Here is a 26,337-nt window from a genome sequence, read left to right as displayed (position 1 = left end):
CGCTGGGGTGGAAACACCAACAGCAGCGCCGACGACGGGCTGGCCGGAGCGGGCGACCCGCGCCCGGTTGCACTACGTCTCCGGCAAGGGCGGCACCGGCAAGTCGACGGTCGCCGCCGCGCTGGCACTGGCGCTGGCCAGGGGCGGGCGCCGGGTGCTGCTGGTCGAGGTGGAGAGCAGGCAGTCCATCGCCCAGCTGTTCGACCTGCCACCGCTGCCGCCCACCGAGACCAGGATCGCCACCGCGGACGGCGGCGGCGAGGTCTGGGCGCTCGCGCTCGACATCGAGCACGCCTTCCTCGAGTACCTGGACATGTTCTACAACCTCGGCTTCGCCGGCCGGGCCATGCGCCGGATGGGCGCCATCGAGTTCGTCACCACCATCGCGCCCGGGCTGCGCGACGTCATCCTCACCGGCAAGATCAAGGAGTGCGTGATCCGGGTGGATCGCGGCACCGGCGAGCGGGTCTACGACGAGATCGTGGTCGACGCCCCGCCGACCGGCCGGATCGCGAGCTTCCTCGACGTCACCAACGCCATGGCCGAGATCGCCCGCGGCGGCCCGATCGCCGCGCAGGCCGAGGGCGTCTCCAAGCTGCTGCACTCCGACGAGACGCTGATCCACCTGGTGACGCTGTTGGAGGCGCTCCCGGTACAGGAGACGGCCGACGCCGTCGCCCAGCTCACCGCGGAAGACCTGCGCATCGGCACCGTCGTGGTGAACCGGGCGGGGCAGGGCTACCTGCCCACCGAGCTGCGCGACGCGGTCGCCGACGGCGAACTGGACCGGGACGAGCTGCGTTCCGGCCTGGCCGCCGTCGGCATCACCCTGCCGGACGCCGACTTCGACGGCCTGGTCACCGAGACCGTCGAGCACGCGGCCCGGCTGCGCGCCCAGGACAACAGCGCCACCGAGCTGGCCGAGGTGGACGTGCCGCAGCTGTACCTGCCCGCGCTGACCGACGGCATCGACCTCGGCGGGCTGTACGAACTGGCCGAGAAGCTCAGCGAGCAGGGGGTCCGATGACAACGCCGAACACCGGTTCCCGGCTCGACGTCGCGGCGATCCTGGCCGACCCGAGCGCGCGCGTCGTCGTCTGCTGCGGCTCCGGCGGGGTCGGCAAGACCACGACGGCCGCGGCGATCGCGCTGCGCGCCGCCGAGCTGGGCCGCCGGGTCGTCGTGCTGACCATCGACCCGGCGCGCAGGCTGGCCCAGTCGCTCGGCGTCGCGGAGCTGGACAACGCCCCGCAGCGGGTGGAGCTGGGGCCAGAGGTGCCCGGCGAGCTGCACGCCATGATGCTGAACATGCGCCGCACCTTCGACGAGATGGTGCTCGAGCACACCAGCCCGGACAAGGCGAAGCAGATCTTCGCCAACCCGATCTACCAGACCGTCGCCTCCTCCTTCGGCGGAACGCAGGAGTACATGGCGATGGAGAAGCTCGGTCAGCTGACCGGCCGCAAGGACTGGGACCTGATCGTGGTCGACACCCCGCCCTCGCGGAACGCGCTCGACTTCCTGGACGCGCCCAAGCGGCTCGGCACCTTCCTCAACGGCCGGATGATCCGGGTGATCATGGCCCCCGGCCGCGGCGTCGGCCGCTTCGTCACCGGCGCGATGAGCCTGGCGCTCAAGGGCGTCTCCACGGTGGTCGGCGGGCAGCTGCTCAAGGACGCCTCGAACTTCCTGCAGTCGCTGGAGTCGATGTTCGGCGGGTTCCAGGAGCGGGCGAACCGGACCTTCGCGCTGCTGGCCGAGCCGGGCACGCACTTCCTCGTGGTCGCCGCCGCTGAACCGGACGCGCTGCGCGAGGCATCGTTCTTCGTCGACCGGCTCTCCACCGAGAAGATGCCGCTGGCCGGGCTGGTGCTGAACCGCACGCACCCGGTGCTCAGCGGGCTCTCCGGCGACCGCGCGCGCTCGGCGGCCGAGCAGCTCGGCGACGACGCGGCGCTCACCACCGCCGTACTGCAGGTGCACGCGCAGCGGGCGGCCACCGCGAAGCGCGAGCAGCACCTGCTGCAGCGCTTCACCGGAGCGCACCCGCGGGTGCCGATCGTCGCGGTGCGCGCGCTGCCCTTCGAGGTCTCCGACCTGGCGGCGCTGCGCGCGGTGGGGGATCAGCTGGCCGGGCCCCGCCCCACGGCCGACGTCCACCCCTGAACACGGGACCGAGCCCGCAACTGCGGGCTCGGATTCCGGGCTGCGGGCGATCCTGGGCTAGATCGCGATCTGGTGCTGCCGCTGGGCCTGGAAGAAATCGGCCCAGGAGGTCACCTCCGGATGCTGCTTGAGCAGTGCGCGCCGCTGCCGCTCGGTCATGCCACCCCACACCCCGAACTCGACCCGGTTGTCGAGCGCGTCGGCCCCGCACTGCATCAGCACCGGGCAGTGGCGGCAGATCGTCGCCGCCTTGCGCTGTGCCGCGCCGCGAACGAACAGCTGGTCGGGATCGACTTCCTTGCATCGGGCCTCGGAGACCCAGGCGATCCGCGCCTCGGCCTGCTCCACGTTCAATCGAGCGATGGGGGTTGTCATGTGCATTTGTGTGCCCCTTTGCAGTCCGAACACCGTATGAACCGGCGCTCCGGAATCGCGTTCAGTACGCGGCAACCCAGACCCCGCTGCGCACTGCACCACATTCCACTTTGAGTGTTAGCTCTATCACACTGGGTTCTCAATCTAGGTAAAGGTTGGGAGCAACGCAAGACCGCACCCGAACCTTTTTGGTACGTCCGTGCCTGGGAAGCAAGTTTCGAACCGTCCGGTCGGGCCGACTCGCTGGGAAAACCGGGCGACACGCCCATTGGTAGCGGACACCGCCGTCCGGCGGCGTGTCCTTCGCCGTGCGCACCTCGCAGGCGGGTCCTGCCCACCCCGTAGTCTTGCCTCCGTGCCGATGACACGAACACTCGCGAAACTGGCCGGCAGCTGCGTGCTCGCCGCCGTGCTCGTCGCGGGGCTGTTGTTCCCGCTCGCCGGTGGATTCGGTTTCGTCTCGAACCGTGCCGCCGATGCCGTCGACAACGTGTCCGCCGAGCTGGTCGAGGGCACCGTCCCCGCCGTCTCCACCATGGTCGACACCGCGGGCAACCCGATCGCCTGGCTGTACGAGCAGCGCCGGTTCGAGGTGCCGAGCGACGAGATCTCCAACAACATGAAGCTCGCGATCGTCTCGATCGAGGACCGCCGCTTCGCCGAGCACGAGGGCGTCGACTGGCAGGGCACGCTGCGCGCATTCCTCACCAACTCCGCCAGCGGCGAGGTGCAGCAGGGCGCCTCCACGCTGGACCAGCAGTACGTGAAGAACTTCCAGCTGCTCGTCGTCGCGAAGACCGACGCCGAGCGCCGCGCGGCCATCGAGACCACCCCCGCGCGCAAGATCCGCGAGATCCGGATGGCGCTCACCCTCGACCGCGAGCTCACCAAGGACGAGATCCTCACCCGCTACCTGAACCTGGTCCCGTTCGGCAACAGCTCCTACGGCATCCAGGACGCGGCGCAGACCTACTTCGGCGTCGACGCCGCCGACCTGAACGTCGCGCAGTCGGCGATGCTCGCCGGCATGGTGCAGAGCTCGTCGAAGCTCAACCCGTACACCAACAAGGAGGGCGTGCTGCAGCGGCGCAACACCGTCCTCGACACGATGATCCAGAACATCCCGAGCCGGGCCGACGAGTTCCGCACGGCCAAGACCGAGCCGCTCGGCGTGCTGCCCGAGCCGAAGGGGTTGCCGCGCGGCTGCATCGCCGCCAACGACCGCGGCTTCTTCTGCGACTACGCGCTGCAGTACCTGGCCAATTCCGGGATCAGCCGGGAGCAGGTGGACAAGGGCGGGTACCTGATCCGCACCACGCTCGACCCGGCCGTGCAGGACTCGGTGCGCGACGCGGTCAGCGCCGCCGCCGACCCCAACCTGGCGAACATCGCCGAGGTCATGTCGGTGGTCGCGCCCGGCGAGAACTCGCACGACGTGGTCGCCATGGCGAGCAGCAGGCGGTACGGCCTCGACCCGGACGCCAACGAGACCGTGCAGCCGCAGCCGTACTCCATGGTCGGCGACGGCGCCGGCTCGATCTTCAAGCTCTTCACCACCGCCGCCGCGATGGAGAAGGGGCTCGGCATCAACGCCCAGCTGGACGTGCCGAACCGGTTCGAGGCCAAGGGCATGGGCAACGGCGGCGCCCGCGGCTGCCCGGCGGCCACCTACTGCGTGGAGAACGCGGGCAAGTACAAGTCGCCGCTCTCGGTCACCGAGGCGCTCGCGACCTCGCCGAACACCACCTTCGTCAAGCTGATCCAGGCGGTCGGGGTGGCGCCGACGGTGGACATGGCGGTCCGGCTCGGGCTGCGCTCGTACACCGAGGCGGGCACCTCCGGGTTCAGCAACCAGAGCCTGGCCGACATGGTCAAGGAGCAGAATCTCGGCTCCTTCACCCTCGGCCCGGTCGCGATCAACCCGCTGGAGCTCTCCAACGTCGCCGCCACGCTGGCCTCCGGCGGCCGCTGGTGCCCGCCGTCGCCGATCCGCGAGGTCGTCGACCGCCAGGGCAAGCAGGTGCCGCTCACCCAGCAGGCCTGCGAGCAGGTGGTCGAGCCGGGGCTGGCGAACACCCTGGCGAACGCCATGGGCAAGGACGACACCGAGGGCACCGCCGCGGGCTCGGCGCGGGCCACCGGGTGGAACGCGCCCGCCTCCGGCAAGACCGGCACCACCGAGAGCCACCGCTCCTCCGGCTTCCTCGGCTTCACCAACTCACTGGCCGCCGCGGTCTACGTCTACGGCGACAGCCCGACCCCCGGCGAGATCTGCTCCTTCCCGCTGCGCAACTGCGGCAGCGGTGATCTCTTCGGCGGCAACGAGCCCGCGCGCACCTGGTTCAACGCCATCAAGCCGGTGCTCGGGCAGTACCCGCCGCCCGCGCTGCCGCCGCTGGACGACAAGTACGTGCGCGGGTCGAACCAGGCGCAGGTGCCCGACGTCAGCAACATGTCCCAGGGCGACGCCACCTCGGCGCTCACCAGGGCCGGGTTCCAGGTCACCGCGGTGACGCAGGGCGGCGCGACGCCGAAGGGGACGGTGATGGGCACCGCGCCGAACGGGTCGGCCATCCCGGGGTCGGTGATCACCATCTACGTGAGCGACGGCACCCAGCGGCAGGCGCCGAGCCCAGCGCCCGCGCCCGCCCCCGTGCCGGTTGCTCCCGGGTTGCCGCCGCTGCGGCTTCCGCCCATTCCGATCCCGATCCCGATCCCCCGCTAGCACGCGGGGCCGGGCTCAGAGCCGGGCTTTGACCGCGGCCGAGATCCGGGAGCCGTCCGCCTTGCCCGCGGCGATGGCGGTGGCGATCTTCATGACCTGACCCATCTGCCGCATGCCGGGCCGCTCGCCGAGCTCCTCGGCGACCTGCGCGATGGCGGTGTCGGCGACATCGGCCACCTCCGCCTCGGAGAGCTGCGTCGGCAGGTACTCGTCGATGATCCTGGCCTCGGCGTGCTCGTTGGCGGCGAGCTCGCCGCGGCCGTTCTGGGCGTACACCTCCGCGGCCTCGCTGCGCTTCTTCGCCTCCTTCTGCAGCACGGAGATCACCTCGGCGTCGGAGAGTTCGCGCGCCGCGGAGCCGGCCGTCTCGGCGTGCTGGATCGCGGCGAGCAGCATCCGGACGGTGCCCAGACGCAGGGTGTCCTTGGCTTTCAGCGCGGTGGTGAGATCCGCCCGCAGCTGCGACTTCAGTTCCGACATACCCCCACGCTAGCCCGTCCCGCACCCGGCTCCCAGCGCATTTGCGCTCGTGGCACCCGCTGTGCGAGAACACACGGGGCAGGACCGGGGCTGCTCACCTATGCTGGGCAAATGCCCGTCATCACGACCTCCGCCGTCGGACGCGCCGCAACGGTGGCCGCGGGAGCCGCGGTCGCCGGAATCGGTTACGCCTCCCTCGTCGAGCGCAATGCCTTCGTGCTCAGGGAGACGACCATGCCGGTGCTGCGGCCCGGGTCGTCGTCGCTGCGGATCCTGCACATCAGCGATCTGCACATGACGCCGAACCAGAAGCTCAAGCAGCAGTGGCTGCGTGACCTGGACCGGCTGGAGCCGGACCTGGTGGTGAACACCGGCGACAACCTGTCGCACCAGAAGGCGGTGCCCGCCGTCGTGCAGTCGCTCGGCAGCCTGCTCTCCCGCCCCGGGCTCTTCGTGTTCGGCAGCAACGACTACTTCGCGCCGGTGCCGAAGAACCCGCTCAAGTACTTCGAGAAGAACCACCGCCGCACCTACGGCGCGCCGCTGCCCTGGCAGGATCTGCGCGCCGCGTTCAACGAGCGCGGCTGGCTCGACCTCACGCACGTGCGCCGCGATCTCGAGGTCGGCGGCATCCGGATCGCCACCGCCGGGGTGGACGACCCGCACCTGCGGCGCGACCGCTACGACACCATCGCCGGACCGCCGAATCCGCTGGCGGACCTGCGAATCGGGGTCACCCACTCCCCCGAGCCCCGGGTCCTGGATCGCTTCGCCGCCGACGGCTACGACCTGGTGCTGGCGGGCCATACGCACGGCGGCCAGCTCTGCGTGCCCGGTTTCGGTGCGCTGGTGACCAATTGCGGCATCGACCGCTCCCGGGTGAAGGGCCCGTCCAGCTGGGGCGAGCACACCAAGCTGCACGTCTCGGCCGGTATCGGCACCTCGCCGTGGGCGCCGTACCGCTTCTGCTGCCGACCGGAGGCCACGCTGCTCACCCTCGTCGCCGCGCCGGCCGAGCAGACCGAGATCGGCTACGGCCGTTCGGCTTCGGAGGCAGTCGCCCGCTAAGGTCGCGTCCCGAGGCCGAACGTCAGGCAGGGGGACGGGACAGTGGCGGACAACCATGTGCAGGGACTACCGGGGGCGCGACCGGATTCCGGTGCGGTGAACCGGGTTACGCCGATCGCTGGATCGACGTTTTCGGACGGATCCGGCTCGTGGCACGCCACCGCCGTCCGGGAGCGTGACCCGGAGCGGCCCGCCGTGCCGCCGCCGCACGATTTCGACGCCTTCCTCGCCCAGTACCGGACCGGGCCGAGCGGGCAGAGCCGGACCCTGCCCGCCGCGGGCGCCGTCGTGCTCGTCTTCGCGGCCGCCGCCACCGCCGTCGCCGTCGCCCGCGGCTCGGATGCCCCGGCCGACGGCCCCTCGCTGGTCAGCGCGCTCACCAGCGAGGCGCCCGCCAGCGTCGCGGCGCCGCCGCCGGTGCTCCCCGGCTACCAGGTGGTCGCCGCGCCGGACCGGGACGCCGCCTACGACGTCCCCGCGGGCTGGCACATCGCCCCCGCGGACACCGTCGCCGGGTTCGGCCGCGCCCCGGACGCGCTCACCGGCAAGGGCTACGCCACCGACGGCCGCGACTACTGCCCCGGCTCCACCCGCACCGTCTCCTTCCTCACCGCCGCCGCCGACGCCGATTCCGCCGCCGCGGCCACCGCCGTCGGCGCCGAAGCCGCCCGCCTCGCCTACGCCGACCCCGGCACCGCCGCCCCCGCCGAGCCGCTGCGCTCCATCGACGGCGGCCAGCAGGGCATGTTCGTCGAGACCAGGGGCCGGATCGCCCGGCCCGCCCCCGGCTGCGCCGCCGAGTACTCCGTCTACACCTGGGCCGCTCCCAGCACCAACGGCAGCTTCGTCATGGTGATCGCCGCCGACACCGGCGTCCCGCACGCACTCGACGCCGCCGGAGCCAAGCGCGTCTTCAGCTCCATCCGCCCCTACGAACCCTGACTGACCTGCCGGTTTAACGTCCGGAGGCCCCCTGTTGTAAGCTACTTCAGGTTCTCCTCCCCGGGGTGTGGCGCAGCTTGGTAGCGTGCTTCGTTCGGGACGAAGAGGTCGCAGGTTCAAATCCTGTCACCCCGACTCGTGTGGTTGAGACACGAAGGCCCTGATCTGTGTACACAGATCAGGGCCTTTTTTTGCGACTTGACCTTCGAGTCGCTCGAAGCTCCATGATGGCCGCATGCCGGACGAACTCATGCCGATCGGAGAATTCGCGCGCCGCAGCGGGCTCACCGCCAGCGCGTTGCGCTTCTACGCGGACACCGGGGTGCTGCTGCCCGCCGAGGTGGATGCGGCGACCGGGTATCGGTACTACGCCGGGGAGCAGGTCGAGCGAGCCGGGGTGCTGCGCCGGTTGCGCGAGATCGGGATGCCGCTGGCGCCGGTGCTCCTGGTACTCGAGGGGGATCCGGCGGAGGCGGTGCGGTTGGTCCGCGAGCACGCGGAAGCGGTGGCGGCGGAGGCGGTGCTCGCTCAGCGGACCGCCGCCGAGTTGGAGGCGGCGTTCGGTGGCGCGCCGGAGGTGGCGATCGGGGCGGTGCGGGGGCCGGTGCTGGCGGCGGCGATCGAGCAGGTGCTCGCGGCCACCGCCGTCGACCCGGGGCTGCCGGTGCTCAACGGGGTCTGCGTGGAGGCGCTGCCGGATGCGGTGATCCTCACCGCCACCGACCGGTATCGGCTCTCGACCCGGAGCATCGCCCCGGCCGAGGCACCCGCTTCGAGCTGGGCGGGGACTGTCGCCGGGGTCGATCTGCGGGCGGCGGTGCCGGACATTCGGCGCACGCCGGTGGTCACGCTGCGCGCCACCGCGCACCGCCTCGGGCTCGGTGCGCAGAGCTGCCGCATCCTGCCGGAGGAATTCCCGGACTACCGCGGCATGCTCGCCACGCTCGCTGCCGTCGGTACCAGGGTGACCGTCGGCCGGGACGCCCTGCTCCGCGCGCTCGAAGAGCACCGGGGCAGCGATATCGAACTGCGCGCAGCCGCCGGAGGCGCGCCCGGCGCCACCTCGCCATCCGCTGTCCGCGACCCCGTCGATAGCGAACTCGCTTCCGGCGGAACCGGCGAGCTGCGCGTCGGCGGCACCGCGCTACCTGCGACCGTCACGGGCACCCCGTGCACCCTGCACTTCGACCCCGCCACCCTGCACCCGGCCGTCGCCACCGCGATCGGCCCGGAACTCCTGCTCGACCTGCGCGGCCCGACCCAGCCGATCACCCTCCGCTCCGCCGACCGCGGCGACCTCACCACCCTCGCCATGCCCGTCCACCCCCGAAACGGAACCCCATGACCGACCCCACCATGACCGCCATCCTCGCCGCCGTCGGCACCGGCCGTGACGGCGACACCGGTGCCGCCCGCACCGCCCTGCTCGAGCTCTGGGGCGAGATCGGCCCCGCGGGCGACCCACTGCACCGCTGCACCCTCGCGCACTACCTCGCCGACCTCTACGACGACCCGGCCCAGGCCCTCGCCTGGAACATCCGCGCCCTGGACGCCGCCGACACCATCACCGACGACCGGGTGAAGGAGCAGCACAACAGTCTACGCATCGCCGGCTTCTACCCCTCCCTGCACCTCAACCTCGCCGACGACTACCGCCGCCTCGGCTCCTTCCCCACCGCCGCCGAACACCTCGCCCTGGCCAGGCAGCACGCCCCCGCCCTCGGCCCCGACCCGTACGGCGACCTCATCCGCGGCGCCATCGACGGCGTCGGCGCGGCGATCGAGCGGTGCGATACGAGCAAGCGCTGAGCTCGCTCAGGCGAAGGTGCCCCGCATGATCGTCCGCACGTTCTGCGCGTCCCTTCGCTCCCGATCCTGCGCGGCCGACGTACGCAGGCGGGTCAGGTAGGAATCGGTCTCGGAACGGTGGGCACTCGAAGGACGGACCGCACTCGCCTCGGCGAATTCGATGCGGGGCCCACCGAGCCGAGTGATCTCGGCTTCCGCACCTGCCTTGACCGATTCCGAGTACTCCAGAACCGTCTTCGCCGCGATCATCAGGTCGGCGATGAACTCGTGTTCGAGGCCATCGGCCGGGATCACATACCGCCTCGTGACGATGTCGGCGTCGACACCGCGAACCACCGCCAGGATCGCGCCGCGATTCGCGAGCTTTCCACGCACGACCTCCAGCATTCCCCGGTCGTAGGGAGCCTCGTAGACCTTCTGCGATTCCCTGGCGGTCAGGTAAACGAAGAGATGATAGGTGGACTCCTCATCGGGTTGGTCGAAAACCCAGTTGAGTAATGCGCCCCTGGGCAGCTTCGCCATCGCGGAGAGGCCGTTCAGGGGGACCACGCGGAGATCCCGCTCGAACTCCCCGATCGCGATATCGCGCATCCAGGCGAAAGGGGCACGACGCTCAGAGCGGAACATGCTCGACCTCCGGACCTGCGATCAACTTCGACAGTTTGACACGATCTGACCTCTCCCACCAGGCTCTATGCTCGTCGACACAGTCGCCCCGCACCGGCGCCGACACCCGTCCGTGCTGCGGATTGCGGCGAGTCGGCCACTGGTAGACCCAGTACTCGTTGTCCTGCAACTCGCCGACCTTGAAGTACCGAACGATGTCACCGGGAAGATACGACCGCCCGAAGGCCGCGTAGACCGCTTTCTCGACATCCAACTTTCCGCCGACGACCGAAAGCGCGAATTCTCGGTGCCAGCGCGGCACGGACGGAAACCTGTCGGGTTCTTTGCCGCAGTGCGTGACACAAGCCCCCCTTGGATATTGTCTGGGTTGATCGGCCTCCTGCTCCCACCAACCCTTTCCCCACCTCATCACCACCTCAACCTAAGGGCGAAATACTCAGCGCACGAACAAGTCTCGCTGCGCTCGATGCTCGCGATGCGAACCGACCGGTTCCGACGAGCGATACCTCGCGAGCATTTACGTCGCGCCACCACGGTGCGACACCGGCACCGGCGCCCGGAACGCTACGGGGTAACGATGTAAACCCGGCTATACACCGGTGCTGCAGAATAGAGGATTGCCGTCGGAGTCATCCAAGTCCGCGCTGATCAGGCCGGGATCCGCTCGCCGGCCAGGAACGGGACGACGAAGGCGCGCAGGAGTTCGCGCTCCTCGTCCGGCTCGGCGGGCATGGTGAGCAGCGAGACCACGCTGCGCACCAGCCAGCGGCCGAGGCGGCGGGCGGCGTCGGGGTCGAGGTCGGGGCGGAGGCTCGCGACGAACTGGCCGGCGAGCACCTCGACGGCGTCGGAGGAGTCGGCCAGCTGGGCGACGACGCCCGCGTTCACCGGCTCGAACCAGACGGCGAGGTACTCGGTGCCGCGCACGGCGGCGAGCACCGCGAGCAGGGTGTCGAGCAGGGCGGTGGCGGGGTCGGTGACGGCGCCGCGCTCGCGCCAGACCCGCGCCACCACCCGCTGCGCCTCCCGGTCGGCGAAGGCGACGAAGAGCGCCTGCCGGTTCGGGAAGTAGCGGTAGAGGGTGGCGCGGGAACAGCCCGCCGCCGCGGCCACCTCGGCCATCCCGACCCCGGAGACCCCGGTCAGGCCGCGCGTGCGGAAGAGGCTGCGCACCCCGTCCAGGATGCGGTCGGCGGCGAGTTCGGTGCGCCGGCCGCTCAGCCAGTCGCTCACGCCACGCTCCGGAACGGGACGCGGGTGGGGCGCCGCACGTACGGGCCGTCGGCGTACTCGACACCGTCGGGGTCGACGGCGAAGTGGGGGTAGCGGGCGAGCAGCTCCTCCAGCGCGACCCGCGCCTGCATGCGCGCGGCGGCGGCGCCGAGGCAGTGGTGCGGGCCCTGGCTGAAGGTCATCAGCTTCTGCGGGTTGCGGTGGATGTCGAGGTCGGCGGCGTCGGGGCCGTAGACCCGTTCGTCGCGATTGGCGGAGCCGTACACCAGCAGCACCTTACGGCCCGCCGGAATGGTGACGCCCGCGATCTCGACGTCGCGGGTGGTGGTCCGCGCCAGCCCCTGCACCGGCGCGGTGAGCCGGAGGAACTCCTCGACGGCGGCGCGGATCAGCTCCGGTTCGCGCACCAGCCGCGCGCGCTGCACGGGGTTGCGGTGCAGCAGCTGCACCGCGCCGCCGAGCAGGCCGGTGGTGGTGTCGTTGCCGCCCGCGACCATGGTCCAGGTGTAGGCGAGCAGCTGCACCAGCCCGGTGCCGTCGTCGTCGGTGGCGCCGAGCCCGGCCTGCACCAGCAGCGAGACGGTGTCGTCGCCGGGATCGGTGCGCCTGCGCTTGATGAGCTCGGCGAAGTACCCGACCATCTCCATGGAGGCCGCGCGCGCCTGCTCGCTGCCGGAGATGCCGCCCGCGACCACGGCGTCGGTCCAGCCGTCGAAGCGGGCGCGGTCCTCCTCCGGGACGCCGAGGTAGTAGGCGACCACCATGCTCGGCAGCGGCTTGAAGAGCGCGCGCACGATGTCGCCGCCGTCGGCGAGCAGCTCCAGCCGCTCCCGGACGAAGGCGCGCACCATCGGCTCCAGCGCCTCCACCCGCCGCGGCGTGAACCCGCGCGCGACCAGGCTGCGGAACTCGGTGTGCTGCGGCGGATCCTGCATGACCAGCGGCGGATTCGCGGTCAGCCCGATCTGCTCGAGCTCGCCGTACTCGATGGTCAGCCCCTGGCCCGAGGAGAAGGTGGCCGTGTCCCGCGCCGCCGCGTAGACGTCGGCGTGCCTGGTGAGCACCCAGTAGTCGTGCTCCGGCCGGGCCGGGACCACGTGGTGCACCGGGTCGTGCTCGCGCAGCGCCCGGTACATCGGCCAGGGCTCGGCCCAGGTGGAACCGGAGCAGGGCTGGAACACGGCGCGAGACTCATCGACCAACATGTCCCGAAGATAAGACAGATCGCACTATGTGTCTAGAGTGCGTACTCGGTGAACTCCCCGGCCGCCCGGAACCCGAGCCTGCGGTACACCGGCTCGCCGTCCGCCGAAGCCTGCAGCACCGCCGTGCGATAACCGCTCTCGCGCGCGGCGTGCAGCACCGCCAGGGTCATGGCGCCGCCGAAGCCGCGCCGCCGGTACCCCGCACGCGTGCTGATGTTGTAGATGCCGGCGACCCCGGCGAACCGGAAGACCTCGGCCGCGCAGACCGCGCGATCACCGACGGAGCCGACCAGGTAGCGGGCCGGACAGTCCGGCGCGAGCGCCGCCGCGGCGGCCAGGTCGTAGAAGTGCGGGACCGTCGCGGCGGGCGGCTCCCAGTTGGCGGCGAGCACCGCGGCGTAGTCGGCGAGCTCGCCCCGCTCCCGGACGGGCCGGATTGTGAGCACATCCGGGATCGGCGGCAGCTCGCCGAGCTCGGCCCACATGGCGGTCTCGGTCTCGGTCGCGGTCCAGCCCGCCGCGGTCAGCGCGGCGCCGAGCTCCGCCGACTGCGACCACCAGGAGAACGGCCGCCCGGTCGCGCGGACCAGCGCCGCCACCTCCTCGATGCGCCGGGCGTCGGCGAACCCGACGATCTGGTTGAAGGTGTCGTCGGCGAGGCCGCTGTCCGCGATGGTGACGTCGCCGGATTCGAGGACGCGGGCGCCGGGCAGCCCGCGGTGCAGGTGCGCCGCGTGCTCGGCCAGGTTCGCGGCCATCCGGGCGGGGATATCGTTTTCCGGTACAGGTGAAAGCACACGCAAACAATCGCGGGCGCGGCGCGGAAACGCGAGCGAATTCTCCGGCCGGGTGCGCAACCGCTTACCTTCCCGCCGCAGCACCGTCACACCGGCGAAACACGGCGTCCATAGCGTATACAGCCATGTCGACACGGTTGAGCACGCTCGCGGACGCCGCCGGGCGCCCGCTGCGGGATGTGGTCTACGAGGCGCTGCGCAGCGAACTCATGAACGGTGACATCACCTTCGGCGAGCGGCTCACCGAGCCCAAGCTCTCCGCGCGCTTCGGCATCTCCCGGACCCCGATCCGGGAGGCGCTGACGGTGCTCTGCTCGGACGGGCTGCTGCAGCGCGCGGAGTACGGCTTCAGCCCGGTGCGGCCGAGCATCCCGCTCATCCGCGACCTCTACGAGCTGCGCATCACGCTGGAGCTCGGCGGCATCCAGCGCGCCATGACCAATCCGGCGGTCCGGCACGACCACGCCGCGCTGAGCGCCGAGCGGGAGCGCTGGCTGGAGCTCCGCGCCGACCCGCCGGAGCAGCAGCCGGGGTTCGTGGTCAGGGACGAGGAGTTCCACGTGACGCTGCTGACGGCGTCGGGCAATGCCGAGCTGGTGCGCGCGCTGGTGCAGGTCAACTCCCGGATCCGGCACGTGCGGATGTACGACTTCATGGTCAACAACCGGATCGAGACCACCATCGCCGAGCACCTCGGCATCCTCGACGCGGTGCTCGCCGACGAGCTCGCGCTGGCGTATCGCCTGCTGCACACCCACATCGGCGAATCGCTGGACGTCGTCCTGGACCGCGTGACCAAGGCCGTCGCGGCGATGTCGCTGGCCACCGACCGCACCCCCTGATCGGAGCCGCCATGACCGCCCTGCTCGACGAAACCGCCCTGCACCCGTCGCCGGTCGACCGGGTGCGCGCCGCCTACCGCCGGATCGCCGAGGTGGACCGGCCGGAGGTCTGGATCACCCTCCGCCCCGAGGCCGAGGTCAGCGCCGACGCCGCCGCGGTGCAGGCCAGGCTGGCCGCCGGGGAGGCGCTGCCGCTGGCCGGGCTGCTGGTCGCGGTGAAGGACAACATCGACGTGGCCGGGGTGCCGACCACCGCCGCCTGCCCCGGCTTCGCCCGGACCCCGGACGAGACCGCCGCCGCGATCGAGCGGCTGACCGCGGCGGGCGCGGTGCTGCTCGGCAAGACCAACCTGGACCAGTTCGCCACCGGCCTGGTCGGCACCCGCAGCCCGTACGGCGCGGTCCGCAACGCGCACCACCCCGAGCTGGTCTCCGGCGGTTCGAGCTCCGGCTCGGCGGTGGCGGTGGCGCTCGGCATCGCCGATATCGGGATCGGCACCGACACCGCGGGCTCCGGCCGGGTGCCCGCCGCGCTGAACGGCATCGTCGGGATCAAGGCGACGCTCGGCATCGTGCCCGCGCACGGCGTGCTTCCCGCCTGCGCGGACTTCGACGCCGTCACCGTCTTCGCCGCCGGACTCCCGCTCGCGGTCGCCGCCATCCGGGTCATGGCCGGTCCGGAGCCGCGCGACCCGCGCAGCCGGAGCTGGCCCGCCGACGTCCCGCTGGCCGCCGCCCCCCGGATCGCGGTACCGACCGGCGCGAACCTCGCCGCGCTCGCCCCCGAGTACCGCGACGCCTTCGAGCGCACGCTGCGGCTGCTGCGCGAACGCGGCGCGGAGCCGACCGAGGTCGATATCGCGCCGCTGCTCGACGCCGCGCGGCTGCTCTACGACGGCGCGATCGTCGCCGAGCGGTACGCGGCGGTCGGCGAATTCCTGGCGACCGGCCCGGCGGGCGTCGACCCCACCGTCGCCGCCATCATCGGCGCCGCCGCCACCCCGAGCGGCGCCGCCTTCGCCGCCGACCTGGACACCCTGGCCCGCACGAAGGCCGAGGCGGGCGCCCTGCTCGACGGCTTCGCCGGGCTGCTGCTGCCGACGACGACCGAGCACCCGGCCATCGCCGCGATCGAGGCCGACCCGCTCACGGTGAACCGGCGCATGGGCACCTTCACCAACTTCTGCAACCTGCTCGACATGGCCGCGGTCGCGGTGCCCGGCCTGCCGACCGCTGCCGGGCTCCCCTTCGGCGTGATGGCGGTGGTGCCCGCCTTCGCCGACCAGCTCGCGGTCGACATCGCCGCGCTGCTCACCGGGGACGAGCCGCCGCTGCTCGTCCCCGACGCGGTGCCGCTCGCGGTCTTCGGCGCGCACCTGCGCGGCCAGCCGCTGCACCACCAGCTCACCGCGCTGCACGCCCGCTTCGCCGGGGAGATCACCACCACCGACGCCTACCGGCTGGCCGCGCTGGACACGGTGCCGCCGAAGCCGGGGCTGGTGCGGCACGGGCCCGGGCTCGGCGCCCCGATCGCGGGCGAATTGTTCCTGGTGTCGAAGGCCGGGCTCGGCGCCTTTCTCGCGGCGCTTCCCGCTCCCATGGCGCTGAACAGCGTCGATCTCGCGGACGGGCGCAGTGTGGTCGGCTTCGGCTGCGGCTACGACGCGGCGGTGGCCGGCACGGACATCACCGGGCACGGCGGCTGGAAGGCGTATCTCGCCGCACGATGATGCCGGTGGGCCGGCCTCCCGCGGACCGGCCCGTCCTGTGTGGTCGGGACGGGTCGGGCAGTGGCGGCAACGGTTACCTTCGGCAGTGGCCGGTCGGCCGCCGCCCGCGGCGCCGGCTCCTTCAGCACCCGGAAGAGCCTGCTGCGTCAATCCCCGACGAACCGACCGGACCGATCACCCCTCGTGCACCGGTCCGGCCGGACGTCCCCTCGTTCCCGTTTCGCAACCCCTCAGAAGCGATCCGGTACGGGAACTACTGTGCGACGCCCCGCTCTCGAGCCGCTTAACAAGACCTTGCGGCCGGAAATGCCGGAATTCTCGCGAGCCGTAACGGCGGACGGCCCGGAGGGGAATGATGGAGGACAGCAGCATCGACAAGAGTGGAGCAAGCGATGGAAACCGTGGTCGTCTGGGTGCTCGCCTGCGTTCTGTACTGGTGGGGGCTGCTCTAGACGGGCCCCGTGGAACGCACGAGGGCGAGCGGTGCCATTGGCACCGCCCGCCCTCGTCGCCGGTCGGGTCAGCCCTGCTCGAGCCCGGCGCGCACGCCGCCCTCGACCCGCTTGCCCAGCTCGGCGTCGACGTTCTTCCAGTACTCGAAGACCCGGCTCAGCACCGGCTCCCGAACGCCGTCGAGCACGTGCCCGACGATGTTGTCGACCAGCCGGTCGCGCTGCTCGTCGGAGAGCACCTCGCGGACCAGCGTGCCCGCCTGGGTGAAGTCACCGTCCTCGGCGTGCTGGATGTACCCGGCCCTGACCATGGTCGGGTCGAAATCCCAGATCCCGCCGTCCGGCGCCCGCTCCGGCTCGGCGTGCGGGCCGCCGTAGGAGTTCGGCGCGTAGACCGGGGTGCTCGCGTCGTTGTAGTCGAAGCGCATGGCGCCCTCCTTGGAGTAGGAGTTCACCTCGGCCGCGCGCGCCCGGTTCGGCGGCAGCTGCGCGTAGTTGGTCCCGACCCGGTAGCGGTGCGCGTCTGCGTAGGCGAAGACCCGGCCGAGCAGCATCTTGTCCGGTGAGAAGCCGATGCCGGGCACCGTGTTGGACGGCTCGAAGGCGGCCTGCTCGATGTCGACGAAGTAGTTGCCCGGGTTGCGGTTCAGCGTCCACTTGCCGACCTCGATCAGCGGGTAGTCGCGCTGCGACCAGACCTTGGTCAGGTCGAACGGGTTGAAGCGGTACGCCTCGGCCTCGGCCAGCGGCATCACCTGCACGTGCAGCGTCCAGCTCGGGAAGTCGCCGCGCTCGATCGCGTCCCAGAGGTCGCGGCGGTGGTAGTCGGCGTCCGCGCCGGCCAGCCGGTCGGCCTCGTCCTGGGTCAGGAAGTCGATGCCCTGGTCGGTCTTGAAGTGGTACTTCACCCAGAAGCGCTCGCCCGCGGCGTTGATCCACTGGTAGGTGTGCGAGCCGAAGCCGTCCATGTGCCGGTAGGTCTTCGGGATGCCGCGGTCGCCCATCAGCCAGGTCACCTGGTGCGCCGACTCCGGGCGCAGGGTCCAGAAGTCCCACTGCATGTGGTGGTCGCGCAGGCCGCTGCCTGGCAGCCGCTTCTGCGAGCGGATGAAGTCGGGGAACTTGATCGGGTCCTTGATGAAGAAGACCGGGGTGTTGTTGCCGACGAGGTCGTAGTTGCCGTCCTCGGTGTAGAACTTCACCGCGAAGCCGCGCGGGTCGCGCCAGGTGTCCGGGCTGCCCTGCTCGCCGGCGACGGTGGAGAACCGCACCAGCGATTCGGTGCGCGCACCCGGCTGGAACAGCGCGGCCTTGGTGTAGCGGCTGACGTCGCCGGTCACCACCAGTTCGCCGTAGGCGCCCGCGCCCTTGGCGTGCACCACCCGCTCCGGCACCCGCTCCCGGTTGAACTGGGCGAGCTTCTCGATCAGGTAGTGGTCGTGCAGCAGGATCGGGCCCTGCGTACCCGCGGTGAGCGACTCGTTGTCGCTCTCGACCGGGATACCGCTGTTGGTCGTGGTCGGCTTGGTCATAGCGGAAGCCTCCTCGGGCTGTCGGTGGAACGGGCGCATGCGGCGCAGCGACCCCAGAAGACGACCTCGGCCTCGTCCAGGACGAAGCCGTGCGCGTCGTCCGGGTGCAGGCAGGGGGCCGCCCCCGCGACGCAGTCCACATCGGCGACGGCGCCGCAGCCGCGGCACACCAGGTGGTGGTGGTTGTCGCCGATCCTGGTCTCGTACAGCGCCGCCGAGCCGGCCGGCTCGATGCGCCGCAGAATTCCGGCCCGCACGCAGGCCCGCAGGACGTCGTAGACGGCCTGGGTGGAGACCGCGCCGAGCGAGCTCCGCACGGCGGCGGCGATCCGGTCGGCATCCGAGTGCGGATGCGCGGCGACCGTCTCCAGCACGGCCAGGCGAGGCGCGGTCACCCGCAGGTTCGCCCGGCGCAGCCAGTCGCGGGGTTCGGTGTCCATGGGTTCGAGTATGCCCCTTTTTTGGAATTAGTCAAGAAAACTAACTCTTCCAGACAGGGTGGGCGGCTGTGGCGCAGGTCACCTCCGATTACGGAAGATCGGCGGCCGGGCCGCGGTTGAATGGGACTGTCGGCGCTCTTGGGCAGCCCCGGGCCGCATCTGATTCGTCGCTGCGAGCGACCACCCGCCGAGAGGCGCTTGCCGGGCGTCGACACCCCAACTTTCGTGTTCCCACGGTTACCCCGTGTTGCGGTTTCGACACCGCCGCCGCCGGACTAGCCTTTGCGTCATGACTCGTCGGTCGGCATGGCTGATACTGCTCGCTGCCTTCGCGCTACTGACGGGGCACGTCGCCGTCGGCAGCGCCGCGGCGGCGACTTCGTGCGCGGAGCCGTCCGGCCGCGAATTCGTCCGCGCCGCACCGGAAGACGTCGGCGTCGACAGCGGGCAGCTGGCCGCGGCGCTCGACTTCGCCGCCGGCCGCAACCGGCTGAACATCCAGGTCTTCCGGCACAACTGCCTGATCGGCGAGGGGCCGGGCAACGCGCAGACCGGGCACGTGCCGTGGAACGTCTGGAGCGTGACCAAGAGCGTCACCTCGATGCTCACCGGCATGGCGTCGGACCGCGGGCTGATCGAGCTGGATGCCCCGATCGACCGCTACCTGCCGCCGGGGCTCGGCGACGCCGCGCACCGCGGCATCACCGTGCGCGACCTGCTCACCGAGACCTCTGGCATGCGGGTCGGGGTGATCACCGAGGGGCTGACCGGCGTCGTCCCGATCGACCCGAACAGCGCCGTGCAGGCGCTCGGCGTCCCGCTCGAGCACGAGCCCGGCACCACCTTCAGCTACAGCCAGCGCACCGTCGACCTGCTGACCTTCGTGCTCGAGCGGGCGCTCGGGGAGCCGCTGCAGCAGTTCGCGCAGCGCGAGCTCTTCGACCCGATCGGCATTCCGCGCGGCGACTACTACTGGGCGCGCGACCGCTCCGGCACCACCTACGGCTACGCGCACCTGTTCGTCCCGCCGGTCGACCTGGCCCGGATCGGCATGCTGGTGCGCAACGACGGCCGCTGGGCCGGAAAACAGCTCGTCTCCACCGCCTACCTGGACGCGGCCCGCACCCCGTCACCGGCGAACGCGTGCTACGGCTACCTCTTCTGGCTCGGCCCCGGGTGCGCCGAGACCCCGGACTTCCTGCCCGCCGGGGTGTACACGATGGCCGGGTTCGGCGGGCAGAACGTCTTCGTGCTGCCCGAGCTGGACCTCATGGTGGTGTGGACCGGCGCGTACGGGAACGTCAGCCGGTACGGGGCGACCGGCATCATCCAGAACACCACCGAGCTGCCGCACGAGTTCTTCCGCAGGCTGCTGCCCGCGCTCGGCGAGCCGGACCCCGGCCCGTACCTGGAGCCGCCGCTCACCACGGACCCGGGCGAGTTCATCGACAGCACGCTGCTGCTCGCCGTCTTCGGCATCGGCCCGGCCGCCTACCCCGGCTGCAACGTGCTCAGCTGCCTCGGCGCCCCGCTCGCGGCGCCCTTCGCGGACGCGCCGCCCGGGTGCGCGGTGCTGGCCTGCCTCGGCACCGACCCGCGCACGCCGGGCATTCGCTGATCAGTCCAGGCGGGTGAGCCAGCCGTGCGCGTCGTCGGTGCGCAGCGCGGCGTGGTGCCGCTTGCGCAGCGCCTGCGAGATCGGCCCCGGCGTACCGTCGCCGACGATGCGGCCGTCCACCTCGAGCACCGGCGCGACGCCGGCTGAGGTGCCGGTGACGAAGACCTCGTCGGCGATGTAGAGCTCGGTGAGGTCGACGGTGCGCTCCAGCACCGGGATGCCGTCCTCGGCGGCCAGGGTGAGCACGGTGCGGCGGTTGATCCCGTCCAGGATGTCGCAGCTGACGTCGGGGGTGATGAGCGTGCCGCCGCGCACCAGGAAGATATTGGCGGCGCTGAGCTCGCAGACGTGGCCGTTGCCGTCGAGGAAGACGCAGTCGTCGTAGCCGGAGTCGATCGCGTCCTGCTTGGCCAGCACGGAGTTCACGTAGGCGCCGTTGACCTTCGCCCGTGACGGGATGGCATTGTCCGGAATGCGCCGCCACGGGCTGGCTTTCAGCCGCATGCCGTCCTGCGGGACGATCGGCACCGCGTCGTAGCCGAACATGCTCACCGCGATGGCCGTGCCGCGCACCCGTGTGCCCGGCAGCGACTCCACCACGTGCACCGTAGCCCGGACGAACACCTCGTCCCGCGGTTCGTTCGCCGCGATCAGCTCGCGCACGGTGGCCTCGAAGCGCGCGTAGTCCCACTCCTGCGCGAACCGGTCGATCCCGATGATCTTGCAGGACTCCTCCAGCCTGCGGAAATGATCCGCGAGCCGGAATGCGGTGCGCGTGCCAGCGGTCCGGTGCACGGGGAAGACGGTATAGACGCTCAGGCCGTACAGCACCGCCGACGAGGCGACGCCGACGGTCGCCGCCGCGGCGGGGACGAGCCGGTCACCGAAGAAGACCTGGGGATGGGGAGTCGCCATCGGCGCAGGCTAGCAGCCGCCGCCCGCGCCGGGCGACCTCGTTCTCAGCGCTCCCGCAGCAGCACTTCGGCGATCTGGATGGTGTTCAGCGCGGCGCCCTTGCGCAGGTTGTCACCGGAGACGAAGAGCGCGAGGCCGCGGCCGTCGGGCACGCCGGGATCGCGGCGGATCCGGCCGACCAGCGACTCGTCGGCCCCCGCCGCCTGCAACGGCGTCGGCACGTCGACCAGCTTCACCCCGGCGGCCTTGCCCAGGATCTCCCTGGCGCGCTCCGGCGAGAGCGGCTCGGCGAACTCGGCATTGATCGACAGCGAGTGCCCGGTGAAGACCGGGACGCGCACGCAGGTGCCGCTGACCAGCAGCTCCGGCAGCCCGAGGATCTTGCGGCTCTCGTTGCGCAGCTTCTGATCCTCGTCGGTCTCCTCGCTGCCGTCGTCCACCAGGGAACCGGCCAGCGGGATGACGTCGAAGGCGATCGGCGCGACGTATTTGTTCGGCGCCGGGAACCGGACGGCGCTGCCGTCGTGCACCAGCTGCTCGATATCGTCGATCACCGCGCGTACCTGCCCGGCCAGCTCCTCGACCCCGGCCAGCCCGGAGCCGGAGACGGCCTGGTAGCTGGAGATGATGAGGCGCTGCAGCCCGGCCGCGTCGTGCAGCGGCTTGAGCACCGGCATGGCGGCCATGGTGGTGCAGTTCGGGTTGGCGATGATGCCCTTGACCAGGTTGCGGGTCTGCTCCGGGTTCACCTCGGAGACGACCAGCGGCACATCGGGATCCTTGCGCCAGGCCGAGGAGTTGTCGATCACCGTGACGCCCGCCGCCGCGAACCGCGGCGCCTGCACCCGGGACATGGTGGCCCCGGCCGAGAACAGCGCGATGTCCAGCCCGCTCGGATCGGCGGCCTCGGTGTCCTCCACCACGATCTCGCCGCCGCGCCAGGGCAGGGTCTTCCCCGCCGAGCGTGCGGAGGCGAAGAACCGCACCTCGTCGGCCGGGAAATCCCGCTCCTCGAGCAACTTCCGCATGACGGCGCCGACCTGACCGGTCGCACCGACGACTCCTACGCGAATACCCATCGGTTATCGCCCCGTTCCGGCGTGCACGACGGCGACCTCGTCGCCGCCGAGATCGAAGGCGCGGTGCAGCACCCGCACCGCATGGTCCAGCTCGGAATCCTTGACCAGCACCGAGATCCGGATCTCCGAGGTGGAGATGAGGTCGATGTTCACGCCGGCCTCGGCGAGCGCCTCGCAGAAGGTCGCGGTGACGCCGGGGTGGCTCTTCATCCCGGCCCCGACCAGCGACACCTTGCCGATGTGGTCGTCGTAGAGCACCTGGGAGAAGCCGATCTCGCCCTGCCGCTTGGTCAGGAACTCGACCGCCCGGGAGCCGTCGTCCTTGGGCAGCGTGAAGGTGATGTCGGTCTTGCCGGTCTCGATCTTGGAGATGTTCTGCAGCACCATGTCGATATTGATCTCCGCGTCGGCGACCGCGCGGAACACCTTCGCGGCGTACCCCGGCTCGTCCGGTAGCCCGACAACGGTCACCTTGGCCTCGCTGCGGTCGTGCGCGACGCCCGTGAGGATTGCTTGCTCCAAGGGGATGTCCTCCATCGATCCGTAGACGTAGGTGCCCTGCTTGTCGGTGTAGGACGAGCGGACGTGCACGGGCACGTTGTAGCGGCGCGCGTACTCGACGCAGCGCAGCATCAGCACCTTCGACCCGCAGGCCGCCATCTCCAGCATCTCCTCGTAGGAGACCTGGTCCAGCTTCTGCGCGTCGGCGACGATGCGCGGATCGGCGGTGAAGACGCCGTCCACATCGGTGTAGATCTCGCAGACGTCGGCCTCCAGCGCCGCGGCCAGCGCGACGGCGGTGGTGTCCGACCCGCCGCGGCCGAGCGTGGTGACGTCCCTGCTGTCCTGGCTGACGCCCTGGAAGCCCGCGACGAGCACGATCGTGCCCTCGTTCAGCGCCTCCCTGAGCCGGCCCGGCGTGACGTCGATGATCTTGGCCTTGCCGTGCGCGCCGGTGGTGATCACCCCGGCCTGCGAGCCGGTGAACGACCTGGCCTCGGCGCCGAGCGAGTGGATGGCCATGGCGACGAGCGCGTTCGAGATGCGCTCGCCCGCGGTGAGCAGCATGTCCATCTCGCGCACCGGCGGCGACGGCGAGACCTCCTGCGCCAGCTCCAGGAGTTCGTCGGTCGTGTCGCCCATGGCGGAGCAGACCACCACGACGTCGTGACCCTGCTTCTTGGTCTCGACGATCCGTTCAGCGACGCGCCGGATACGCTCGGCGGTGGCCACCGAGGATCCTCCGTACTTCTGAACTACGAGAGCCACAGCAGGGTCCTCCATGGTCGGCAACGTGCAGGTAACAGGCTCCAAGGGTACCGGCCGGACCCCGCCGTCCCGGCCGCTACCTCCGAGTCCTGTGCAAAACCACACAGCTGTGGAGCAATTCGAATAGCGAATGTCCGGCGGGGTATCGCGCACCCGGGAAGGAGCGTCGCACGCATGGAGAGCATCACCCTCGACGTGACCACCGGCCGCGGGGAGGTGGTCGTCGACCTCACGCCGCGGTGCGCGGAGTTCGCCCGCGGGCAGGGCGGCGACGGCCTGCTGCACGTCTTCGTGCCGCACGCGACGGCCGGGATCGCGATCATCGAACTCGGCGCGGGCAGCGACGACGACCTGCTCGCCGCGCTGCGCGACCTGCTGCCCGCCGACGACCGCTGGCGGCACGCGCACGGCAGCCGCGGGCACGGCCGCTCGCACGTCATGCCCGCGCTGATCCCGCCCTACGCCACCGTCCCGGTCATCGGCGGCGCGCTGCAGCTCGGCACCTGGCAGTCCATCGCCTTCGTCGACCTCAACGTCGACAACCCGGAGCGGCAGGTGCGGCTCTCCTTCCTGCGCGGTTAGCCCGCGCGGCGGAAGGTGCTCACCTGGGTGCCGTTCTCGAAGGACCGCCGGTGTACCGGCGCCCACCGCGTCGGACGGAATTCCCCCGCGCAGACCGGGATGCCCGCGCCGGCCAGCACCGGGTAGCGCTTGATCACCAGGGCGTCGATCTCGTCCAGCAGCGCGGCGGCCAGCCTGCCGCCGCCCGCCAGCCAGATATCGCGCTCTTCGGTCGCCTTCAGCTCTCGGACCAGCGCTTTCGGGTCGGTGACCACGCGGACGTCCGGCGCGGGGGCCGCCGTCAGCGTGGTCGAGACGACGTACTGGGTCAGATGCGGGTACGGGCTCGGGAAGCCCGCGTCCAGGCCGGGCTGGTAGGTGGCCCGGCCCATGACGACGCTGCCGAAATGCCGGTTCGGCGTGCCGGGCGCGATGCCGAAATGCGGGTGGACGTGCGCGGGCAGCGTCTCCGGGTAGTCGGCGCCGAGCCACTCGACGAAGTCGGGGCCGAGCGGGAAGAAGTCGATCTCGCCGTCCGGGCCCGCGATGTAGCCGTCCAGCGAGACGCCGACGAAGTAGACGAGTTCGGGCATGGGGTGCTCCTTACTGTTGCGGGCTCAGGCCCGGGTGAACCAGCCGACCAGCGCGCCGTTGTCGAACTCGCGGCGCCGCACCGCCCGGAACTGGCCCGGCCGGAAGCCGCCCGCGATCATCGGCACGCCCGCGCCCGCGACCACCGGGTAGGTCTTGAGGATCAGCTCGTCGATCTCGGGAAGCAGCGCCGCGGCGAGTACGCCGCCGCCGCAGAGCCAGAGGTCGCCGCCGGCTTCGGCCTTGCGCGCGCGGACGAAGGCGGCGGGATCACCGCCGACCGTCCGCACCGCCGGGTCCGGGTCGGCGCCGAGCGTCGTGGAGAACACGTACTGGGTGAGGTGTGCGTACGGGCTGGCACCGCCCACCGCATAGGTGTGGCGGCCCATCAGGACCGTGTCGAAGCGGGCATTCGGCTGCTCGGCGGCGATCCCGGCCCGGCCGCGGAAGGCGGTGGGAACGAACTCCGGGTAGTCGGCGTTGAGCGCGGCGCCCTGCTCGGCGCTGACCGGGAAGAAGTCGAACTCGCCGCCCGGCCCGGCGATATAGCCGTCCAGCGTGACGGCCACGTAGTACACCAGCTTGCGCACGGGAACCACCGTTCGTAGTACTCTGATTGAAGTGGTTTGACCGTAGTACTACAGATGGAGTGGTGTCAATATGCGGACCAATCCGGAGCGCAGGAGCGCCCTGCTCGACGCGGCGCTCGAGGTGCTCGCCGACGACGGCGCCCGCGGGCTCACCTTCCGCGCGGTCGACCGCAGGGCCGCGGTGCCGGCGGGCACCGCCTCCAACTACTTCACCGACCGCGACGACCTGCTCACCCAGGCGGGCAGCCGCTTCTACGAGCGGCTCACGCCGGGCCCCGAGGCCCTCCGTCCGCTCGCCGAGGATCCCAAGGACCGGGCCACCGTCACCCGGCTCATGCACGAGATCGTTGACCGGATCGAGGCTTTCCGCAGCGGCTATCTGGCCCTGCTCGAACTGCGGCTGGAGGCCACTCGCAGGCCGGAGTTGCGGAGGCTGCTCACCGAGCGGGTGCGCGCGGATATCGACCACAACGTGCGCACCCACGTGGAAGCGGGCATGCCCGGTGACGAGACCACCGTTCTGCTGCTCTATCTGGCGCTGAACTGGTTGATCGTGGAGCGGCTCACGCTCTCGGAGGTCTTCACCGAGGAGCAGGGCCGCGCACTCGTCGCGGCCGCCGTCGAGCGGCTCCTGGTGATCCCGCCGGGAAGCTGAACGCTTGCCAGGTAGCCGATTCCGCGACCGGAGGCCCCTTCCGGAGGACCGAAAAAGACTCTGAGCAGGCCCGAGGTCGCAATAGTGCGACTTCGCCCCGGTATTGACGCGGTGTCACGGTTTGGTGACAATCGGGCTCAGAGGTACCCCCGCGGGCGGAGGAATGGCATGAGAACCAAGACTGATGTCCGAATCGTCGTGGACGCCGATCCCGAGCAGGTGATGGCCGCGCTGGCCGCGGTCGAGCTGCTACCCGAGTGGTCGTCGAGCTACAGCGACGTCCGGGTGGCGACCAGGGACCAGCGCGATCGGCCCGCCCGGGTCTTCGTCACCGCCGATCTCCCCGGCGGCTCCGACATCCAGGTGCTGGAGTACAGCTGGACGCCGGGCCGCTGCTCCTGGGAGGTCGCGGACAGCACCCGCGGCGTCCGCGGCCGCGGCTGGTACGAGGTGACACCTGGCCCGGACGGCACCGAGGTCTGGCAGCACGTCGAGCAGCAGCTCCCGTTCCCCCTGCCCGGCTTCCTCGTCCACCGCCAGAACAAGCGGGCGCAGGAGGAGGTGGTGGAGCGGTTCGCGGAGTTCGCGGAGCGATTTCCGGAGGTAGAGACCGCCGTCTGAGCGCCGTCGGTGCGA

At 71.1% G+C, this 26,337-nt stretch carries 27 protein-coding genes and 1 tRNA gene; 14 read left to right on the top strand and 14 right to left on the bottom strand.

The window, feature by feature from the left end; translation table 11 throughout:
* Window positions 1-7: 7 nt before the first annotated feature.
* The gene (locus tag LTT61_RS19995) at window positions 8-1,027 is read left to right on the top strand and encodes an ArsA-related P-loop ATPase (RefSeq protein WP_233015603.1); all 1,020 of its coding nucleotides are present in this window, start codon (window positions 8-10) and stop codon (window positions 1,025-1,027) included.
* A complete protein-coding gene (locus tag LTT61_RS19990) occupies window positions 1,024-2,166 on the top strand; it encodes an ArsA family ATPase (RefSeq protein ID WP_233015602.1) in 1,143 nt (380 codons plus the stop codon). Before LTT61_RS19995 ends, LTT61_RS19990 begins: the two co-directional genes overlap by 4 nt.
* A 57-nt stretch (window positions 2,167-2,223) precedes the next feature.
* Here the strand turns inward: LTT61_RS19990 and LTT61_RS19985 are convergent, their stop codons facing one another.
* Window positions 2,224-2,547, bottom strand: a complete 324-nt coding sequence (locus LTT61_RS19985; protein ID WP_067648142.1) for a WhiB family transcriptional regulator — start codon at window positions 2,545-2,547, stop codon at window positions 2,224-2,226.
* A gap of 355 nt (window positions 2,548-2,902) precedes the next feature.
* On the opposite strand from LTT61_RS19985, the gene LTT61_RS19980 reads away from it, so the two are divergent.
* Window positions 2,903-5,266: a penicillin-binding protein gene (locus LTT61_RS19980; RefSeq protein ID WP_233015600.1), complete on the top strand. Its 2,364-nt coding sequence runs from the start codon at window positions 2,903-2,905 to the stop codon at window positions 5,264-5,266.
* 15 nt (window positions 5,267-5,281) lie between these two features.
* Here the strand turns inward: LTT61_RS19980 and LTT61_RS19975 are convergent, their stop codons facing one another.
* Window positions 5,282-5,746, bottom strand: coding sequence for a GatB/YqeY domain-containing protein (locus LTT61_RS19975; protein ID WP_233015599.1), 465 nt, complete (start codon window positions 5,744-5,746; stop codon window positions 5,282-5,284).
* A 111-nt stretch (window positions 5,747-5,857) separates the two neighbouring features.
* Here LTT61_RS19975 and LTT61_RS19970 point away from each other — a divergent pair, with 111 nt between their 5' ends.
* From LTT61_RS19970 to LTT61_RS19950, 5 genes are all read left to right on the top strand, one after another.
* Complete coding sequence (locus tag LTT61_RS19970) at window positions 5,858-6,814, top strand: metallophosphoesterase (protein WP_233015598.1); 957 nt, start codon at window positions 5,858-5,860, stop codon at window positions 6,812-6,814.
* Between the two features lie 195 nt (window positions 6,815-7,009).
* Window positions 7,010-7,756 (top strand): hypothetical protein, encoded by a 747-nt coding sequence (locus LTT61_RS32670; RefSeq protein WP_269821769.1) that lies wholly within the window; start codon window positions 7,010-7,012, stop codon window positions 7,754-7,756.
* A 61-nt stretch (window positions 7,757-7,817) separates the two neighbouring features.
* Window positions 7,818-7,891: transfer RNA gene (locus LTT61_RS19960), tRNA-Pro, on the top strand.
* Window positions 7,892-7,991: 100 nt separating this feature from the next.
* Entirely contained in the window at window positions 7,992-9,101 is a 1,110-nt protein-coding gene (locus LTT61_RS19955) for a MerR family transcriptional regulator (RefSeq protein WP_233015597.1), read from the top strand.
* A complete protein-coding gene (locus LTT61_RS19950; RefSeq protein WP_233015596.1) occupies window positions 9,098-9,565 on the top strand; it encodes a hypothetical protein in 468 nt (155 codons plus the stop codon). The genes LTT61_RS19955 and LTT61_RS19950 overlap by 4 nt, the downstream gene beginning before the upstream one ends.
* A gap of 6 nt (window positions 9,566-9,571) precedes the next feature.
* On the opposite strand, the gene LTT61_RS19945 is transcribed toward LTT61_RS19950, so the two are convergent.
* The 5 genes from LTT61_RS19945 to LTT61_RS19925 form a co-directional block, all read right to left on the bottom strand.
* Window positions 9,572-10,156 carry a hypothetical protein gene (locus tag LTT61_RS19945; protein ID WP_233015595.1) on the bottom strand — a complete coding sequence of 195 codons (585 nt, stop codon included), beginning with the start codon at window positions 10,154-10,156 and terminating at the stop codon, window positions 9,572-9,574.
* A gap of 22 nt (window positions 10,157-10,178) precedes the next feature.
* The gene (locus tag LTT61_RS19940; RefSeq protein WP_233015594.1) at window positions 10,179-10,493 is read right to left on the bottom strand and encodes a hypothetical protein; all 315 of its coding nucleotides are present in this window, start codon (window positions 10,491-10,493) and stop codon (window positions 10,179-10,181) included.
* A gap of 347 nt (window positions 10,494-10,840) precedes the next feature.
* Complete coding sequence (locus LTT61_RS19935; protein WP_233015593.1) at window positions 10,841-11,425, bottom strand: TetR/AcrR family transcriptional regulator; 585 nt, start codon at window positions 11,423-11,425, stop codon at window positions 10,841-10,843.
* Entirely contained in the window at window positions 11,422-12,630 is a 1,209-nt protein-coding gene (locus LTT61_RS19930; RefSeq protein ID WP_233015592.1) for a cytochrome P450, read from the bottom strand. Before LTT61_RS19930 ends, LTT61_RS19935 begins: the two co-directional genes overlap by 4 nt.
* Before the next feature lie 32 nt (window positions 12,631-12,662).
* Window positions 12,663-13,388 (bottom strand): GNAT family N-acetyltransferase, encoded by a 726-nt coding sequence (locus LTT61_RS19925; protein WP_233015591.1) that lies wholly within the window; start codon window positions 13,386-13,388, stop codon window positions 12,663-12,665.
* 164 nt (window positions 13,389-13,552) lie between these two features.
* Between LTT61_RS19925 and LTT61_RS19920 the strand changes: the two genes are divergently transcribed.
* Together LTT61_RS19920 and atzF are read left to right on the top strand one after the other, a co-directional pair.
* Window positions 13,553-14,269 (top strand): GntR family transcriptional regulator, encoded by a 717-nt coding sequence (locus tag LTT61_RS19920; protein ID WP_233015590.1) that lies wholly within the window; start codon window positions 13,553-13,555, stop codon window positions 14,267-14,269.
* A gap of 11 nt (window positions 14,270-14,280) precedes the next feature.
* Window positions 14,281-15,999, top strand: coding sequence for an allophanate hydrolase (gene atzF, locus LTT61_RS19915; protein WP_233015589.1), 1,719 nt, complete (start codon window positions 14,281-14,283; stop codon window positions 15,997-15,999).
* Between the two features lie 520 nt (window positions 16,000-16,519).
* Here the strand turns inward: atzF and LTT61_RS19910 are convergent.
* Together LTT61_RS19910 and LTT61_RS19905 are read right to left on the bottom strand one after the other, a co-directional pair.
* A complete protein-coding gene (locus LTT61_RS19910) occupies window positions 16,520-17,983 on the bottom strand; it encodes a catalase (RefSeq protein ID WP_233015588.1) in 1,464 nt (487 codons plus the stop codon).
* Window positions 17,980-18,423 (bottom strand): Fur family transcriptional regulator, encoded by a 444-nt coding sequence (locus LTT61_RS19905; protein WP_233015587.1) that lies wholly within the window; start codon window positions 18,421-18,423, stop codon window positions 17,980-17,982. The genes LTT61_RS19910 and LTT61_RS19905 overlap by 4 nt, the downstream gene beginning before the upstream one ends.
* 289 nt (window positions 18,424-18,712) lie before the next feature.
* On the opposite strand from LTT61_RS19905, the gene LTT61_RS19900 reads away from it, so the two are divergent.
* On the top strand, window positions 18,713-20,041 hold the full coding sequence (locus tag LTT61_RS19900) for a serine hydrolase domain-containing protein (protein ID WP_233015586.1): 1,329 nt from the start codon (window positions 18,713-18,715) through the stop codon (window positions 20,039-20,041).
* Here the strand turns inward: LTT61_RS19900 and LTT61_RS19895 are convergent, their stop codons facing one another.
* From LTT61_RS19895 to LTT61_RS19885, 3 genes are read right to left on the bottom strand one after another with little or no spacing between them, the layout of a single operon-like run.
* A complete protein-coding gene (locus tag LTT61_RS19895; RefSeq protein WP_233015585.1) occupies window positions 20,042-20,956 on the bottom strand; it encodes an aminotransferase class IV in 915 nt (304 codons plus the stop codon). It lies immediately after the preceding gene.
* Window positions 20,957-21,000: 44 nt separating this feature from the next.
* A complete protein-coding gene (locus tag LTT61_RS19890; RefSeq protein WP_233015584.1) occupies window positions 21,001-22,035 on the bottom strand; it encodes an aspartate-semialdehyde dehydrogenase in 1,035 nt (344 codons plus the stop codon).
* Between the two features lie 3 nt (window positions 22,036-22,038).
* Entirely contained in the window at window positions 22,039-23,304 is a 1,266-nt protein-coding gene (locus tag LTT61_RS19885; RefSeq protein ID WP_233015583.1) for an aspartate kinase, read from the bottom strand.
* A 174-nt stretch (window positions 23,305-23,478) separates the two neighbouring features.
* Between LTT61_RS19885 and LTT61_RS19880 the strand changes: the two genes are divergently transcribed.
* Window positions 23,479-23,886: a YjbQ family protein gene (locus LTT61_RS19880; RefSeq protein ID WP_233015582.1), complete on the top strand. Its 408-nt coding sequence runs from the start codon at window positions 23,479-23,481 to the stop codon at window positions 23,884-23,886.
* Here the strand turns inward: LTT61_RS19880 and LTT61_RS19875 are convergent.
* Both LTT61_RS19875 and LTT61_RS19870 read right to left on the bottom strand, forming a co-directional pair.
* A complete protein-coding gene (locus tag LTT61_RS19875; protein WP_233015581.1) occupies window positions 23,883-24,458 on the bottom strand; it encodes a dihydrofolate reductase family protein in 576 nt (191 codons plus the stop codon). The two genes, LTT61_RS19880 and LTT61_RS19875, sit on opposite strands and share 4 nt — an antisense overlap.
* A gap of 24 nt (window positions 24,459-24,482) precedes the next feature.
* Window positions 24,483-25,046 (bottom strand): dihydrofolate reductase family protein, encoded by a 564-nt coding sequence (locus tag LTT61_RS19870; RefSeq protein ID WP_233015580.1) that lies wholly within the window; start codon window positions 25,044-25,046, stop codon window positions 24,483-24,485.
* 70 nt (window positions 25,047-25,116) lie between these two features.
* On the opposite strand from LTT61_RS19870, the gene LTT61_RS19865 reads away from it, so the two are divergent.
* Window positions 25,117-25,701: a TetR/AcrR family transcriptional regulator gene (locus LTT61_RS19865; RefSeq protein ID WP_233015579.1), complete on the top strand. Its 585-nt coding sequence runs from the start codon at window positions 25,117-25,119 to the stop codon at window positions 25,699-25,701.
* A gap of 168 nt (window positions 25,702-25,869) precedes the next feature.
* The gene (locus tag LTT61_RS19860; RefSeq protein WP_233015578.1) at window positions 25,870-26,322 is read left to right on the top strand and encodes an SRPBCC family protein; all 453 of its coding nucleotides are present in this window, start codon (window positions 25,870-25,872) and stop codon (window positions 26,320-26,322) included.
* The last annotated feature ends 15 nt before the right edge of the window (window positions 26,323-26,337 follow it).

The organism is Nocardia asteroides (genome assembly GCF_021183625.1).
GTDB lineage: Bacteria > Actinomycetota > Actinomycetes > Mycobacteriales > Mycobacteriaceae > Nocardia > Nocardia asteroides_A.
This window is presented reverse-complemented; position numbering and strand designations above follow the sequence as displayed.